Origin of the sequence: Mycobacterium sp., from assembly GCF_050701675.1 — a bacterium.
Taxonomy (GTDB): domain Bacteria; phylum Actinomycetota; class Actinomycetes; order Mycobacteriales; family Mycobacteriaceae; genus Mycobacterium.
Genome location: NZ_JBOGDD010001170.1, coordinates 1 through 13614, shown reverse-complemented (window position 1 = coordinate 13614; position 13614 = coordinate 1). Strand labels below are relative to the sequence as shown.

13 protein-coding genes are annotated in these 13614 nt (G+C 67.8%); 6 read left to right on the top strand and 7 right to left on the bottom strand.

Annotated elements, in window-relative coordinates:
• The 3 genes from ACRDUX_RS36275 to ACRDUX_RS36265 all read right to left on the bottom strand — a co-directional run.
• Nucleotides 1-584, bottom strand: a 584-nt coding sequence (locus tag ACRDUX_RS36275; RefSeq protein ID WP_526421596.1) for a phosphatidylserine decarboxylase, incomplete at its 3' end; no start/stop codon positions are given.
• A 33-nt stretch (nucleotides 585-617) separates the two neighbouring features.
• Nucleotides 618-1820 carry a molybdopterin molybdotransferase MoeA gene (gene moeA / locus ACRDUX_RS36270; RefSeq protein WP_526421594.1) on the bottom strand — a complete coding sequence of 401 codons (1203 nt, stop codon included), beginning with the start codon at nucleotides 1818-1820 and terminating at the stop codon, nucleotides 618-620.
• The gene (locus ACRDUX_RS36265; RefSeq protein WP_526421592.1) at nucleotides 1817-2740 is read right to left on the bottom strand and encodes an SDR family oxidoreductase; all 924 of its coding nucleotides are present in this window, start codon (nucleotides 2738-2740) and stop codon (nucleotides 1817-1819) included. The genes moeA and ACRDUX_RS36265 overlap by 4 nt, the downstream gene beginning before the upstream one ends.
• A gap of 22 nt (nucleotides 2741-2762) precedes the next feature.
• Between ACRDUX_RS36265 and ACRDUX_RS36260 the strand changes: the two genes are divergently transcribed.
• The 4 genes from ACRDUX_RS36260 (at nucleotide 2763) to ACRDUX_RS36245 (ending at nucleotide 7076) form a co-directional block, all read left to right on the top strand.
• Nucleotides 2763-3260, top strand: coding sequence for a PH domain-containing protein (locus tag ACRDUX_RS36260; RefSeq protein WP_526421590.1), 498 nt, complete (start codon nucleotides 2763-2765; stop codon nucleotides 3258-3260).
• A gap of 53 nt (nucleotides 3261-3313) precedes the next feature.
• The gene (locus tag ACRDUX_RS36255) at nucleotides 3314-4741 is read left to right on the top strand and encodes a PH domain-containing protein (protein WP_526421598.1); all 1428 of its coding nucleotides are present in this window, start codon (nucleotides 3314-3316) and stop codon (nucleotides 4739-4741) included.
• 45 nt (nucleotides 4742-4786) lie between these two features.
• Nucleotides 4787-5599 (top strand): HAD-IIA family hydrolase, encoded by an 813-nt coding sequence (locus ACRDUX_RS36250; protein ID WP_526421588.1) that lies wholly within the window; start codon nucleotides 4787-4789, stop codon nucleotides 5597-5599.
• Between the two features lie 145 nt (nucleotides 5600-5744).
• Nucleotides 5745-7076, top strand: a complete 1332-nt coding sequence (locus tag ACRDUX_RS36245; protein ID WP_526421586.1) for an NAD(P)/FAD-dependent oxidoreductase — start codon at nucleotides 5745-5747, stop codon at nucleotides 7074-7076.
• Nucleotide 7077: 1 nt separating this feature from the next.
• Here ACRDUX_RS36245 and ACRDUX_RS36240 read toward each other — a convergent pair whose 3' ends face one another.
• The 4 genes from ACRDUX_RS36240 to ACRDUX_RS36225 all read right to left on the bottom strand — a co-directional run bounded on the left by ACRDUX_RS36240 (nucleotide 7078) and on the right by ACRDUX_RS36225 (nucleotide 11605).
• The gene (locus tag ACRDUX_RS36240) at nucleotides 7078-8175 is read right to left on the bottom strand and encodes a helix-turn-helix transcriptional regulator (protein ID WP_526421584.1); all 1098 of its coding nucleotides are present in this window, start codon (nucleotides 8173-8175) and stop codon (nucleotides 7078-7080) included.
• Nucleotides 8176-8417: 242 nt separating this feature from the next.
• Nucleotides 8418-10109 carry a DEAD/DEAH box helicase gene (locus ACRDUX_RS36235; RefSeq protein ID WP_526421582.1) on the bottom strand — a complete coding sequence of 564 codons (1692 nt, stop codon included), beginning with the start codon at nucleotides 10107-10109 and terminating at the stop codon, nucleotides 8418-8420.
• A gap of 95 nt (nucleotides 10110-10204) precedes the next feature.
• Complete coding sequence (locus ACRDUX_RS36230) at nucleotides 10205-10699, bottom strand: cupin domain-containing protein (protein ID WP_526421580.1); 495 nt, start codon at nucleotides 10697-10699, stop codon at nucleotides 10205-10207.
• Between the two features lie 18 nt (nucleotides 10700-10717).
• A complete protein-coding gene (locus tag ACRDUX_RS36225; protein WP_526421578.1) occupies nucleotides 10718-11605 on the bottom strand; it encodes an SDR family oxidoreductase in 888 nt (295 codons plus the stop codon).
• A gap of 90 nt (nucleotides 11606-11695) precedes the next feature.
• On the opposite strand from ACRDUX_RS36225, the gene ACRDUX_RS36220 reads away from it, so the two are divergent.
• Together ACRDUX_RS36220 and groL are read left to right on the top strand one after the other, a co-directional pair.
• Nucleotides 11696-12256 (top strand): TetR/AcrR family transcriptional regulator, encoded by a 561-nt coding sequence (locus ACRDUX_RS36220; protein WP_526421576.1) that lies wholly within the window; start codon nucleotides 11696-11698, stop codon nucleotides 12254-12256.
• A gap of 190 nt (nucleotides 12257-12446) precedes the next feature.
• Nucleotides 12447-13614: chaperonin GroEL (gene groL, locus ACRDUX_RS36215; protein ID WP_526421574.1), on the top strand; the 1168-nt coding region annotated here is incomplete at its 3' end.

Here is a 13614-nt window from a genome sequence, read left to right as displayed (position 1 = left end):
AGAGAGACCTTGTCACCGATGCGCGCCGAGCAGACGATCCGGCGCGCGACGAGTCCAGCGATCTGGACGGCGACGACGTCGACTCCCTCGGCGGTGCGGAACCAGACGCTGTTGCACTCGTTGACCTCGCTGGCCTGGTCGCGCTCAGCCGAGACGAACTTGCCGGGTCGGTACTTGATGGTGACGACCTCGCCCGCGACCGGGGTGCGTTGCACGTGCGCGTCGAACACCGAAAGAAAGATGCTGATCCGAGTCATCGGCACGTCGGGCATGTTGAGCTCGGCAGGGGGGCTCACCCGCTCGATCAGCGTGACGCGGCCGTCGGCCGGAGCCACCACGACACCGGGCCTGCTCGGGGGCACGCGCGGCGGGTGCCGGAAGAACAGGGCGCACGCGCCGGCCGCGGAGAGGCCCACATTGCGCAGCCACCGATGCCGGCGTCCCGCGGCGGCGGCGGCGAGACCGCCCGCGATGAACGGCAGGCCTGCGGGGTGAACGGGGGGAATAGTGGAGCGGAACAGCTCAACCAGTCGGGAGATCTCGGACTCGTTGGCAGCGTTGGCGGGTCGCGCGGGTCTGGCCATGGGTCCCCGATTCTACGTCGTCGTCACCGGTGTTCAGGTCAGATCCCATACCCGCACGGGTGAACCGGCGGCCAACTCCACGACGTCCTCCCCGATTTCGAGCAGACAGTTCGCCGACGCCAGCCACCTGAGGTGATGCGAGGCGGGTGGGCCGTAGCTCGTCACCGTGGCCTGCCCGGAGTTGGAGGGGCTCAGCACGCCGCGCCGGAACTGACGCTTTCCGCGCGGCGAGGTCAGATCCTCGGTGAGGGTCGCGTCCAGCCGTTGCCGTTGCGGGCGGGGAAGTCCCATCGCGGCGCGAAGCGGTGCCCGGATGAAGACCTCGAAGGACACCAAGGCGCTGACCGGATTTCCGGGCAGCGTGATGATCGGTGTGCCCGCCACCGAACCCGCGCCTTGCGGCATCCCCGGCTGCATGGCGACCTTCACGAACTCGACCTCGTCGCCGAGCGTGTCCTTCACGACCTCGTAGGCGCCCGCGCTGACCCCGCCGGTGGTGATGATCAGGTCGGCGTCGCGGGCGTGGGATTCCAGCGCGGCGCGGAACCTGTCGACGTCGTCGTCGGTCATCGACGACGTCAGCACGTCGGCGCCCGCGTCGCGCACCGCGGCTGCCAGCATGACGGCGTTGGACTCGTAGATCTGGCCCGGTTCCAGCGGGGTGCCGGGGGCCACCAGCTCCGATCCCGTCGACATCACCAGAACACGTTGCCGCGGAACGACTTCGAGCTCGCCGAGCCCGAGGGCGGCAACCAGCCCGAGCGCGGCGGGGGTGAGAACCTGCCCGGCCTGCAGCACCGTCGTACCCGCGGTGACGTCCTCGCCAGCGCGTCGGAAGTGTTGGCCTGGTCTGGCGCTCGCCCGGATCGACACGGTGTCGGTGGCGCCGTCGGTGGCCTCGACGGGGACGACCGCCGTCGCTCCGGAGGGCAGCGGAGCGCCCGTCATGATCCGGTGGGCGGTCCCAGGTTCCAGCACCAGCTGGTCCGTCCGGCCCGCGGGAATGTCCTCGGTCACCGGCAATCGCACCGGCTGTTCCGCCGATGCGTTCTCGACGTCCTCGGCCACGACGGCGTACCCGTCCATGGCCGAGTTGTCGAACCCCGGCAGCGACAGTGGCGCGACGACGTCGGTCGCCAGGACGAGGCCGAGCGCGTCACCGACGGCGACGGTGACCGGCTCGCGGGGAGTGATCAGCCCAGCGACGACGCGCTGGTGTTCCTCGACGGATCTCATACCGGGTAGGTAACCCCGGTGAGCTCCTCGGAGACGCTCCACAACCGCCCCTGGACGTCCTGGTCGTGCGACTGCCTGCTCGACTCCACCAACTTCGGATGACCCCGCAGTTCGCGGAACCCGTCGGGCCCGTAGTACTGACCGCCGATCACGTCGGGATCGGTCGCGGCGCGCAGCGTGGCCAGCGCGCCCATCTCCGGACTGTTCGTGACGAGGCCGAACACCTGACGAAAGCCCGGCAGCCCGGAACCAGGGACGTGGCGCATCAGCTCGGTGTTGGACAGGCCTGGGTGCGCGGCCACGGCGATGGTCGGCTCGCTCTTGGCAGCCAGCCGGCGTTGCAGCTCGTAGGTGAACAGCAGGTTGGACAGCTTGGACTGGCCGTAGGCGGCGACGCGGTTGTAGCTGCGCTCCCACTGCAGGTCGTCGAAGTGGATGGCGGCCTGGATGCGGTGCGCGACGCTCGCGATCGCGACGACCCGCGACCCCTCGACGGACAGCATGTTCTCCAGAAGCAGGCCGGTCAGCGCGAAGGCGCCGAGGTGGTTGGTGCCGAACTGCAGCTCGAAACCGTCCTTGGTCAGCTGCTTCGGCGGGTACATCACGCCTGCGTTGTTGATCAGCAGATCGATGCGGGGGTAGGCACTCTTGATCTCGGCCGCCGCGGTGCGGATGGACTGCAGTGAGCCCACGTCCAGCGGCTGCACGGTGACGGCGGCGCGCGGTATCCGCCCGACCAGCCTGGCGGCCGCGGCGTTGCCCTTCTCGACGTCGCGCACCGCGAGCACGACGTGCGCGCCGCGGTCGGCGAGGACCAGGGCGGTCTCGTAGCCCAAGCCGGTGTTGGAGCCGGTGACGATGGCTACCCGGCCCGTCTGATCGGGCACGTCGGCGGCCGTCCACTTGGTGTTGGCGCTCATGGGCAAGACCATACTCAGAGCGATGGTGACACTCATCGACCCCACGAATCCGCCGAGCCGCAAGGCCCCGCTGGTGTGGGCGATCGCCGCAGCGATCCCGTGGGGGCTTCTCGCCGTTGCGCAGGTGGTGTGGTTCGTCGTGGACGCGCGGCTCGGCTGGCTGCACGTCGTTGCCGCAGTCGGGACCGTGCTCGGCATCGTGACGTTCGTGGTGGTGGCGCCGTGGTGGCGCTACCGGGTGCACCGCTGGGACGTCTCGCTGGCGACCGCGACACCCGCGGTCTACACCAGGACCGGCTGGCTGGTGCAGGAGCGGCGCATCGCGCCGATCTCCCGGGTGCAGACCGTCGACACCCACCGCGGCCCCTTGGACCGGCTGTTCGGCCTCGCCGACGTCACGGTGACGACCGCATCGTCTGCCGGCGCGGTGCGCATCGTCGCGCTGGACTCCGACGTCGCCGATCGGATCGTCGCGCAACTGTCCGACGTCGCCGCGATCGGTGACCGGGACGCGACGTGACGGACCTGGCCCCGCCCGCTCCCACACCCCAGTGGCTCCGGTTGAGTCCCCGGATGCTGCTGGTCCATCCCGTGCACGAGGTGCTGAGACAACTGCCGTTGCTGATCGGGTCGATCGTGCTCGGGTCGGCGACGGGCAACTCCAAGTGGTCGATCGCAGTACTGGCACTCCTGGTCGTGTTCGGCGTCGCGCGGTGGTTCACCACCACCTACCGCATCGATGCCGAACAGATTCAGCGTAAGCAGGGCGTGCTGCAACGCACGGTTCTCTCGCTGCCCCGCAACAGGATTCGCTCGGTCTCGACGGATGCCCGGGTGCTGCACCGGCTGCTCGGCCTGACCGTCGTCAGGGTCAGCACCGGTCAGGAGGCGAAGGGCGACGCCGAGTTCACGCTCGACGCGGTGCTGTCCGAGGACGTGCCGGGGCTTCGCGCGATCCTGCTGGCCGACTCACTCGCCGCACGGCTCGAGACACCGACGCCGGACCGGGTGCTTGCCCGCTGGCAGCCGTCGTGGTTGCGCTACAGCCCGCTGAGCTTCACCGGGCTGGCGATGATCGCCGCCGCCGTCGGTGTGGTCTATCAGACGGGAGCGGCTGCGGCGCTTGGGGACTCGCGGCTGGCCAGGGACGGCCTCGATGCGGCTGAGCGGTTCGGCGTCGTCGTCACCGTCGCCGTCGGCGCGTTCGTCGTGGTGGCGGCGTCGGTGCTGCTGTCGGTCCTGCGCTCATTGGTGACGTACGGCAACCTGGTGCTGTCCCGGCGTGACGACGGCGCGGGCGAAGGTGTGCTGCATCTCCAGCATGGTCTGCTCCGGGCGCGTGAGCACACCTACGACATGCGGCGCCTACGCGGCGGCACGGTCCGTGAACCCCTGTTGGTGCGAATCTTCGGCGGCGCGCGACTGGACGCGGTGATGACCGGCGTCGACGGTGCGGGTGAGGCGTCGCTGCTGCTGCCGCCATGCCCCCTGGTCACGGCCGAGGCGGTGCTCACAGAACTCATCGGCCGCCCCGACGTCGTCCGCGGTGAGCTGCGGCGTCACGGCCCCGTCGCCACCCGCAGGCGCTGGACGCGGGCGTTGACGCTTCCCGCGCTCCTCGCCGTCGCCATGGGGATCTCCGGGGTCGTCGTCTCGGTGCCGCTCTGGGCATGGGCGCCGTGGGGTTTGGTGACCGTGGCCGCCGCGCTACTGGCAGCCGACCGGGCGCGCGGGCTTGGGCACCGTGTTGGCGACGGCTGGCTCGTCGCGCGGTCGGGGAGCGTCGACCGGCGTCGTGACTGCATCGCCGCCGCGGGCATCATCGGCTGGACGGTGCGCCAGACGTTCTTCCAGCGTCGTGCCGGGGTTGCCACGTTGGTGGCGGCGACCGCGGCGGGAGTGAAGGGCTACCGGGTTCTCGACGTGCCCGCCGAGGTCGCCTGGTCCGTCGCCGTCGCTGCGTCACCCTGGGTCGCCGAGAATGACTGGGCTCACTCTTGACGGGCCCGACTTGCGCTGGTGGGTTAGCCGTTTAACCTCGGCAGCATGGCTATCGGTGGAGTGTTGTTCGACATCGACGGCGTTCTGGTGACTTCCTGGGAGCCCATCGCAGGCGCCGCAGAGACGTTGCGCGTGCTCGCGGACAATCAGATCGCCAGGTCCTACCTCACCAACACCACCACCAAGACCCGCCGTCAGATCGCCGATCTGCTCACCGAAGCCGGGATGGACGTCAGCTCCGACGAGGTCGTCACGGCCGCCGTGCTCACCGCCGACTACGTCCGTGACCGCTATCCCGATGCCACGTGCTTCCTGGTCAACAGCGGGGAGATCGGCGAGGACATGCCCGGCATCGACGTCGTCTACGCCCACGACGTGGCCGGCTCCGAACCCGAGACCCCGGACGTCGTCCTGCTCGGCGGAGCCGGATCCGAGTACGACCACGTCACGCTCAGCCGCGTCTACGACTGGATGTGCCAGGGCGTGCCCGTCGTGGCGATGCACCGCAGCACGGCGTGGAACACCGCCGCGGGCTTGCGCATCGATACCGGCATGTACCTGCTCGGCATGGAGGAGACGTCCGGGCGCAAGGCCGTCGCCGTCGGCAAACCCGCGCCGGAGGGGTTCCTCGCCTCCGCGAGCAGACTCGGCGTCGACCCCGAGGAGATGTACGTCGTCGGCGACGACCTCAACAACGACGTTCTCGCCGGGCAGGTCGTTGGGATGACCGGTGTGCTGGTACGCACGGGAAAGTTCCGGCCGGACACGTTGAAGCGTTGGGCGGCAGATGAATTCGCGATGCAGCCCAATCACGTGATCGGCTCCGTCGCCGACCTCCCCGAACTGCTCGGGCTGTAGTCCCGCGTCAAGATCAACCGTTCGGATGATGTTTCGCCTCGCCGTGACTGATTGATTGAGCTTGGGGCCAGCGGGGGGTTGGCCCCGACGCTGGGGGGCGGCGGTGGCGCGAATCGGGGAGCATGCGGTAGTTCTCGGAGCGAGCATGGGGGGATTGCTCGCGGCCCGGGTGCTCAGCGACTTCTACGACCGCGTCACCGTCGTCGAACGCGACGTGCTCAACGACGAATCGGTGGCCAGGCGGGGTGTGCCGCAGAGTCGGCAACCCCACGTGATGCTGGCGCGCTGTGGTGAGATCGCCGAGGAACTGTTCCCAGGTCTGCTTGCGGAGATGGTCGCCGCCGGAGCACACCGATGGGCCGACGGCGACCTGTCCCGTTTCCGCGTCGACTTCGGTGGGCACCTGCTCACGCAGCAGGGCACCATTCCGGATCCCGACTCGCTGATCAACCACTTCGCCAGCCGGCCGTTCTTCGAGTGCCACGTGCGCCGTCGGCTGCGTGCTCTTCCGAACGTGACGGTGCTCGACGGTCACGACGTCGTCGACCTGATCCCGTCGGGGGAGCGGATCACCGGCGTCATCCTTCACCGGCATGCCGACGGCTCGGTCCCCAGCCTGCATGCGCAGTTGGTCGTCGACGCCACCGGCCGCGGCTCACGTACTCCGGTGTTCCTGGACCGGCTCGGCTACGGCAGGCCGCCCGAGGACGAACTCACGGTGCGCATCAGCTACGCCAGCATGCCCGTCCGAATACCCGACGGGACCCTTCGCGAGAACATGATCGTCAAGCTGTTCGAGCCGGGCCGCCCGCGTGGCTTCTTCATGTTCCTCTGCGAGAAGGACACGTGGATGGTGGGCGCGGGCACGGTGGGGGGCCTGGAGCCACCATCGAATCGGGAGGAATTGCTGGACTTCGGCGTGGGGCTCACACCCGCACACGCCCTCGAGGCCGCCCGCGCCGCCGAGCCGCTGGCCGGCGTCAGCATCCATCGCTTTCCGGCCAACCGGTGGCGGCGTTACGACAGGATGGCCTTCACTCCGGACGGTCTGGTGGTGATGGGCGACGCAGTCTGCAGCTTCAACCCGATCTATGGCCAGGGCATGACGGTCGCCTCGATCGAGGCACTGATTCTGAGGGACTGTCTGAGACGCGGGGATGGCAACCTGCCGAGGCGCTTCCACCGCGCTGTCGCGAAGAAGGTCCGGGTGGCCTGGCAGACGGCGGTCGGTTCCGACCTGGCGCTACCGGAAGTGCCGGGGACACCGCCGCTTTCGATACGAGTCACCAATGCCCTGCTCGACCGGGTCCTCACCGCCGCCGAGTCGGATCCGTTCGTCACCCAGGAGTTCCTGCGGGTGACCGGGATGTTACAACCGCCGAGTCGAATGTTGATGCCGTCCTTCATATTTCACGTCGCGAGGGCAAGCCGCCGACATCGCACGGAAGCGGCACCCGAAGTGGTGGCCGCCCGTTGAGTCACGGGGCGATCGTCAGCAGCAGCCGGACCAGTTCCGCCTGACGGTGGGTTTCGGTCTTGGAGAAGACGTGGTGAAGGTGCGTCTTCACCGTCGCCAAGGACAGCGACATCTCCTCCGAGATCGGCTTGAGGCCATCGCCACGCAATACCCGCAGGGCGATCTCGGCCTCCGCTCTGGTCAGCCCGTAGAGGCGGTTGAGCAGGTCCCTGGGAGGTTCGGCCTGGCGCTCCGGATCGATGACGATCACCAGCGCCCGAGGTCGGTCCCCGTCTGGGCCGGATGACGTGAACGGAACGACGTGGATGACGTACGACCGTCGCCCCTCGGTCCGAGGGCACAGCAGTGAGCCACCGGATCGAGCGTGAGAATCATTGCAGCCCAAAGCATTCGAGATTATCTGCTGAAGCGTCACGTCGAGCGAAGGAAGTCCGAGCCCGAGGCGGCCCGATCGCACCCGGGGCCCGTCGCCCGCCGCGACGATGTCTTCGGCAATCCGGTTGAGGTACCTGACGGCCGATCCCGGCGCGACGACGAACACCCCGTGCCGCATGCTGTCGACGGCCTCGGCGAGGTCATCGGCCTCGTGCACCAAGTCCTTCAGGTGATCCTGTGCACTCAGCGCCTGTTGCAGATGGGGTACCAGTGCGCTGATCAGTTCGATGTGTTCGCGCGTCGCGAAGAGATCGTCCCGCTTCGCAGTGGCCACGAGGAAGCACGTCGGCAGAGACCCGTCGGTGAGGCGAACGAACAAGCCGTCCTGCATCTGATGCGGACGCAGCCAGTCGGCGTTGAACTCCGACCGCGCGTTCAACGCGACGAGCGGCTCGCCACCCCGAATCAGCCCGACCGGCCCGTGTTCGACCGCATCGAGCACGTAATCGATGCTGCGGTAGTGGTCGCGGTAGGTCCGTTCGGCATCCGGTGGAAGGTAGGCGCTATTGATCACCCGACTCGTCCCGTCGACGGTGATCATGCCAGCGCTGGTCGAGCCGAATGTACCGCGCACGGCCTCCATCGCCTCGATCCAGTGGTGCGGAGTGATCGCGGCGGCGTGGATGGCCGAGACTATGCGCGAGAAGTCGCTGAGTGAGACCATCGCCAGCGCCTTCGTTGGATCGACGATTCCATGAACCCCCCCGGGTCTCAACTATCTTCGACATCGTCAAAATAGTGCCGTTCCGCGAACTTGTCATGTGTGTTTTGGGCCACGATGCAACGCGCACGTGGCTGCGCATCACAGTCGCCTGGTGTCGAGGCACGGCGGTGGCACTGCGCGAGACTACGAAATATGCGGAAAATCGCCGCAACTTGCGGAGTGTCGGCGAGAGGCCGAACGACCTACGCCTTCAACGCCCGGACTGCCTCGATGCGCGCGGCGATCTGGTCGGAGTTCGCCGCCGCCACCACCGGCCCGCCGCAGATGCGACGCAGCTCGTTGTGGATCCAGCCGTGTGGCTTGCCGGTGCGGTGATGGGCGAGCGTCACCAGCGCGTTCAGCTCCTTGCGAAGATCGCGCAGCTGCCCGTGCGTCGTTGACCTCACCGGCACCGTGCCACCGGCGGCGGTGCGGCGGTCCAACTGCTCTTCCTGCCTGCGCCGCAACAGGTCTCGCATCTGGGTGGAATCCAGCAGGCCCGGAATGCCGAGGTAGTCGGCCTCTTCGTCGCTGCCAGCGGGTGTCGCGGTCCCGAACGACGAGCCGTCGAAGATCACCTGATCCAACTCGGCGTCGGCGCCGAGCATCTCGAAGCCGTTGTCCATCTCGCTGGGCTCGGACTTGGCCTTTTCCTCGTACTCTTCGAACTCGTCGCCTTGGGATTCGCGGTGCGGCTTGCCGAGCACGTGGTTGCGCTGCGCCTCCATCTCGCTGGCCAGCTGCAGCAGGTTCGGCACCGACGGCAGGAAGATGCTCGCGGTCTCGCCGGGCCTGCGCGAGCGGACGTACCGGCCGATCGCCTGCGCGAAGAACAGCGGCGTGGACGCGCTGGTGGCATAGACCCCGACCGCCAGTCGCGGTACGTCGACGCCCTCGGACACCATGCGCACCGCGACCAGCCAGCGGCTGGTGCCCTGGGCGAATTCCGTGATGCGGTCCGACGAACCGGGATCGTCCGACAACACCACGGTCGGCGCCTCGCCGGTGATCGTGGTCAATAGGCCTGCATACGCCCTGGCCGCCGTCTGGTCCGAGGCGATGATCATGCCGCCCGCGTCGGGCACGTGCTGACGCTTCTGTTGCAGCCGCGTGTCGGCGGCGGCGATCACCGCGGGCATCCACTCGCCCGCCGGGTTCAGCGCCGTACGCCAGGCGCGGGCGGTCTGCTCGGCATTCAGCGGCTCGCCAAGCCGGGCCGCGTGCTCCTCGCCCGCGCTGTCGCGCCACCGCGACTCACCCGAGTACGCCAGGAACACGACGGGCCGCACCACCCCGTCGGCCAGCGCCTCGGCGTAGCCGTAGACGTGGTCGGCCTGCGAGCGCTCCAGACCGTCGGGCCCACGCTCGTAGGTCACGAACGGAATCGCGCTGTCGTCGCTGCGGAACGGCGTGCCCGTCAGCGCGAGCCTTCGGGTCGCGTCGCCGAACGCCTCCCGGATGGCGTCACCCCAACTCTTGGCGTCGCCGCCGTGGTGGATCTCGTCGAAGACGACCAGCGTTTTGCGGTTCTCCGTGCGCACCCGATGTCGGCCCGGATGGCTGGCCACCTGGGCGTAGGTGACGACGACGCCGTGATACTCGTCGGAGTTCTGCGCGTTGGAGTTGCTGAACTTGGGGTCCAGCGACAGGCCGATCGCGGCGGCGGCGCGCGCCCACTGAATCTTCAGGTGCTCGGTGGGCACGACGATCGTGATCCGCTCGACCGTGCCGTCGGCCAACAGCTCGCCGGCGATGCGCAGCGCAAAGGTGGTCTTGCCCGATCCGGGGGTTGCGACGGCCAAGAAATCCCGCGGCCGGGCGCCAAGATACTTCACCATGGCCCGACGTTGCCAGCCCCGCAACGCCTGGGTGCTGGGCGCTGCATAACCCTGCACCCGAAGACTCCTAACTGATCGAAGGGCAGTCTAGGGCAAGGGGTTACGGGTGCGCACTTCTGCTGGGCGTGTCACCCGACGAGTCGGCGTGTCACTCAAACGAAGTGGTTGTCGTTCGCGATGAACCAGTCCCGTCGTTCGTCGTCGGTCAGGTCTGAGAGCTGGGCGAGGCCTTCGAAGTAGTGCTCGCGCGGTGCTCCTGGAGCAAACAGCATGAGGATCGACGCGGGTGCATCCGCCTCGTTGCGGAAACCGTGCACGCCGCCGGGCGGCACGAAGAGGAAGTCGTTCTGGCTGCCGTCGATCCAGTCGCGGCCATCGTAGAGCCTCATCCGTCCGGACAGCACGAAGAACGCCTCCGACATGGCCCGGTGGAAGTGCGGTCCCGGCCCGCCCGCCTTCGGCGCAAGGTCGACGCGGTACAGGCCGTAGTCACCGTCGGTCTTCGTCTGATTGGCGAGGTAGTGGTACTGCACCAATCCGAAGGAGTCGTAGTCGGCGGGCGCGTCGCCGCGGCGCAGGGACGCGGACACCTCCGGCTCAGACTTCGTATAGCGGGCCGGGGGATACGGCGGCACGACCAGTGACACGCCGCCAGTCTGCCGCAATCAGTCGGTGGGGAACACCACCCCGGTCAGTTCCTCGGAGACAGTCCACAGTCGGCGCTGCAGGTCCGCGTCGTGGGACCGGTCGCTGGAGGTCACGACCTTGGGGTAACCGCGCATTTCGCCGAAGCCATCGGGCCCGAAGTACTGGCCGCCGAGGACGCCGGGATCGGAGGCTGCCCGCAGCGTGGGCAGTGCACCCATCGCGGCAGACTGGCTGACCAGGGAGAAGGCAGGTGCCAGGAAGTCAGGCAGGTGCCGTGCGAGTTCGGTGTCCGACCCGCCGGGGTGTACGGCCGCGGCGATCGTCGTGCCGTGGTGGGCGAGCCTGCGCTGCAATTCGTAGGTGAACAGCAGGTTGGCGAGCTTGGCCTGGCCGTAGGCAGCGACCCGGTTGTAGCTGCGCTCCCACTGCAGATCGTCGAAGTGGATGTCGGCGATGATGCGATGGCCGATGCTGCTGACCGTCACCACCCGCGAGCCCGCCACCGGGAGGAGCCGGTCCAACAGCAAGCCGGTGAAGGCGAAGTGACCCAGGTGGTTGGTGCCGAATTGCAGCTCGAAACCGTCCTTGGTCGTCGACTTGGGCGTCCACATCACGCCGGCGTTGTTGATCAGCAGGTCGATGGCTTCGTAGCGTGCCTTCAGCTCGTCGGCCGCGACGCGGATGGAGTCCAGTGACGTCAGATCCAGCTCGGTGACCGCGACGTCACCCGTGATCCTGCTAGCGGCCTCCTTGCCCTTGTCCAGGTTGCGCACCGCGAGCACGACATGCGCGCCCTTGGCGGCCAGCGCCTTCGCCGTTTCGAAGCCGAGCCCCGTGTTCGCGCCCGTCACGATGGCGACGCGGCGGCTCTGATCGGGAATGTCGGCGGTGGTCCAGTTGGTCACGAGATCTCCTAGAATGTGGTCAAACGGGGCGTGCGCTCCGTTTGACTCGACTATACGGAACGATCGCCCCGTTTCGCCAGGAGGTGTGACGTGGTTCAACCGGAGAAGCCCATGCGGGCCGATGCGGCCCGAAACCGCGCCCGCGTCCTGGCCGTCGCCTACGAGACGATGGCTGCCGAGGGGCTGTCCGTGCCCATCGACGAAATCGCCCGCCGAGCCGGCGTCGGCGCGGGCACGGTGTACCGGCATTTCCCCACCAAGGAGGCGCTGTTCGGCGCCGTGGTCCAGGACCGGTTGCAGCAGATGGTGACGTCCGGCCGAACCCTGCTCGAGTCGGGCGAACCCGGTGAGGCGTTGCACTCCTTCATCAAGGTGATGGTGACTCAGGGTGCCGCCGACATGAGCCTCGTCCAGGCCATGGCCGGGTACGGCATCGACGTCAACGTCGTCGCCCCGCAGGCAGAGGCGGAGTTCCTCGGACTGCTCGGAGATCTGCTGGCCGCCGCACAGCAGGCGGGAACCGCGCGACCGGACGTCACCGTGCCCGAGGCGAAGGCGCTGATCGTCGGCGCGCAGGCCATGCAGGGGTACAACCCCGGCGTGGCCGAGCGGGTCACCGAGATCGTCCTGGACGGGTTGCGTCCGCGGTAGGTCGACCGCATCGACCTTGCACTCGACCAGGTCGAGTGCTAAAAATGACACTGGCACTCGCGATCGGTGAGTGCTAGGTCGGGACGGTGAGACTGGGGCCGCAACTGCGGTCGCACACTCCAGTCGTCCGTCGCGGGCACTGAGCCCGACCACGAATCGTGCCATCCCTAATCCGGAGGAACACTTCGCAATGGCTAAGACAATTGCGTATGACGAAGAGGCCCGCCGTGGCCTCGAGCGCGGGCTCAACGCCCTCGCCGACGCAGTAAAGGTGACGTTGGGACCCAAGGGTCGCAACGTCGTTCTGGAGAAGAAGTGGGGCGCCCCCACGATCACCAACGATGGTGTTTCCATCGCCAAGGAGATCGAGCTGGAGGACCCGTACGAGAAGATCGGCGCAGAGCTGGTCAAGGAAGTCGCCAAGAAGACTGACGACGTCGCAGGCGACGGCACCACCACCGCAACGGTTCTCGCCCAGGCACTCGTTCGCGAGGGTCTGCGCAACGTGGCGGCGGGCGCCAACCCGCTCGGCCTGAAGCGAGGCTTCGAGAAGGCCGTCGAGAAGATCACCGAGACGCTGCTGGCGTCGGCCAAGGCGATCGAGACCAAGGAGCAGATCGCTGCCACCGCCGGGATCTCCGCCGGTGACCAGTCGATCGGCGACCTCATCGCCGAGGCCATGGACAAGGTTGGCAACGAGGGTGTCATCACCGTCGAGGAGTCCAACACCTTCGGCCTGCAGCTCGAGCTCACCGAGGGCATGCGGTTCGACAAGGGCTACATCTCGGGCTACTTCGTCACCGACGCAGAGCGTCAGGAAGCCGTCCTCGAGGAGCCCTACATCCTCCTGGTCAGCTCCAAGGTGTCGACCGTCAAGGATCTGCTGCCCCTGCTGGAGAAGATCATCCAGTCCGGCAAGCCGCTGCTGATCATCGCCGAGGACGTCGAGGGCGAAGCCCTTTCCACCCTGGTGGTCAACAAGATCCGTGGCACCTTCAAGTCCGTCGCCGTCAAGGCGCCTGGCTTCGGTGACCGCCGCAAGGCCATGCTGCAGGACATCGCCATCCTCACCGGTGGCCAGGTCATCAGCGAAGAGGTCGGACTGTCTCTCGAGACCGCCGACGTCGCGCTGCTGGGCAAGGCCGACAAGGTCGTCATCACCAAGGACGAGACCACCCTCGTCGGTGGCTCGGGTGATGCCGATGCCATCGCCGGACGCGTGTCTCAGATCCGTGCCGAGATCGAGAACAGCGACTCCGACTACGACCGCGAGAAGCTGCAGGAGCGCCTGGCCAAGCTGGCCGGCGGTGTTGCGGTGATCAAGGCCGGAGCTGCCACCGAGGTGGAGCTCAAGGAGC

Excerpts from the sequence above, each read along its gene's own strand:
- moeA (WP_526421594.1), bottom strand. The coding sequence starts at position 1,820 with ATGAGATCCGTCGAGGAACACCAGCGCGTCGTCGCTGGGCTGATCACT.
- ACRDUX_RS36265 (WP_526421592.1), bottom strand. The coding sequence starts at position 2,740 with ATGAGCGCCAACACCAAGTGGACGGCCGCCGACGTGCCCGATCAGACG.
- ACRDUX_RS36260 (WP_526421590.1), top strand. The coding sequence starts at position 2,763 with ATGGTGACACTCATCGACCCCACGAATCCGCCGAGCCGCAAGGCCCCG.
- ACRDUX_RS36255 (WP_526421598.1), top strand. The coding sequence starts at position 3,314 with ATGCTGCTGGTCCATCCCGTGCACGAGGTGCTGAGACAACTGCCGTTG.
- ACRDUX_RS36250 (WP_526421588.1), top strand. The coding sequence starts at position 4,787 with ATGGCTATCGGTGGAGTGTTGTTCGACATCGACGGCGTTCTGGTGACT.
- ACRDUX_RS36245 (WP_526421586.1), top strand. The coding sequence starts at position 5,745 with ATGGGGGGATTGCTCGCGGCCCGGGTGCTCAGCGACTTCTACGACCGC.
- ACRDUX_RS36240 (WP_526421584.1), bottom strand. The coding sequence starts at position 8,175 with ATGGTCTCACTCAGCGACTTCTCGCGCATAGTCTCGGCCATCCACGCC.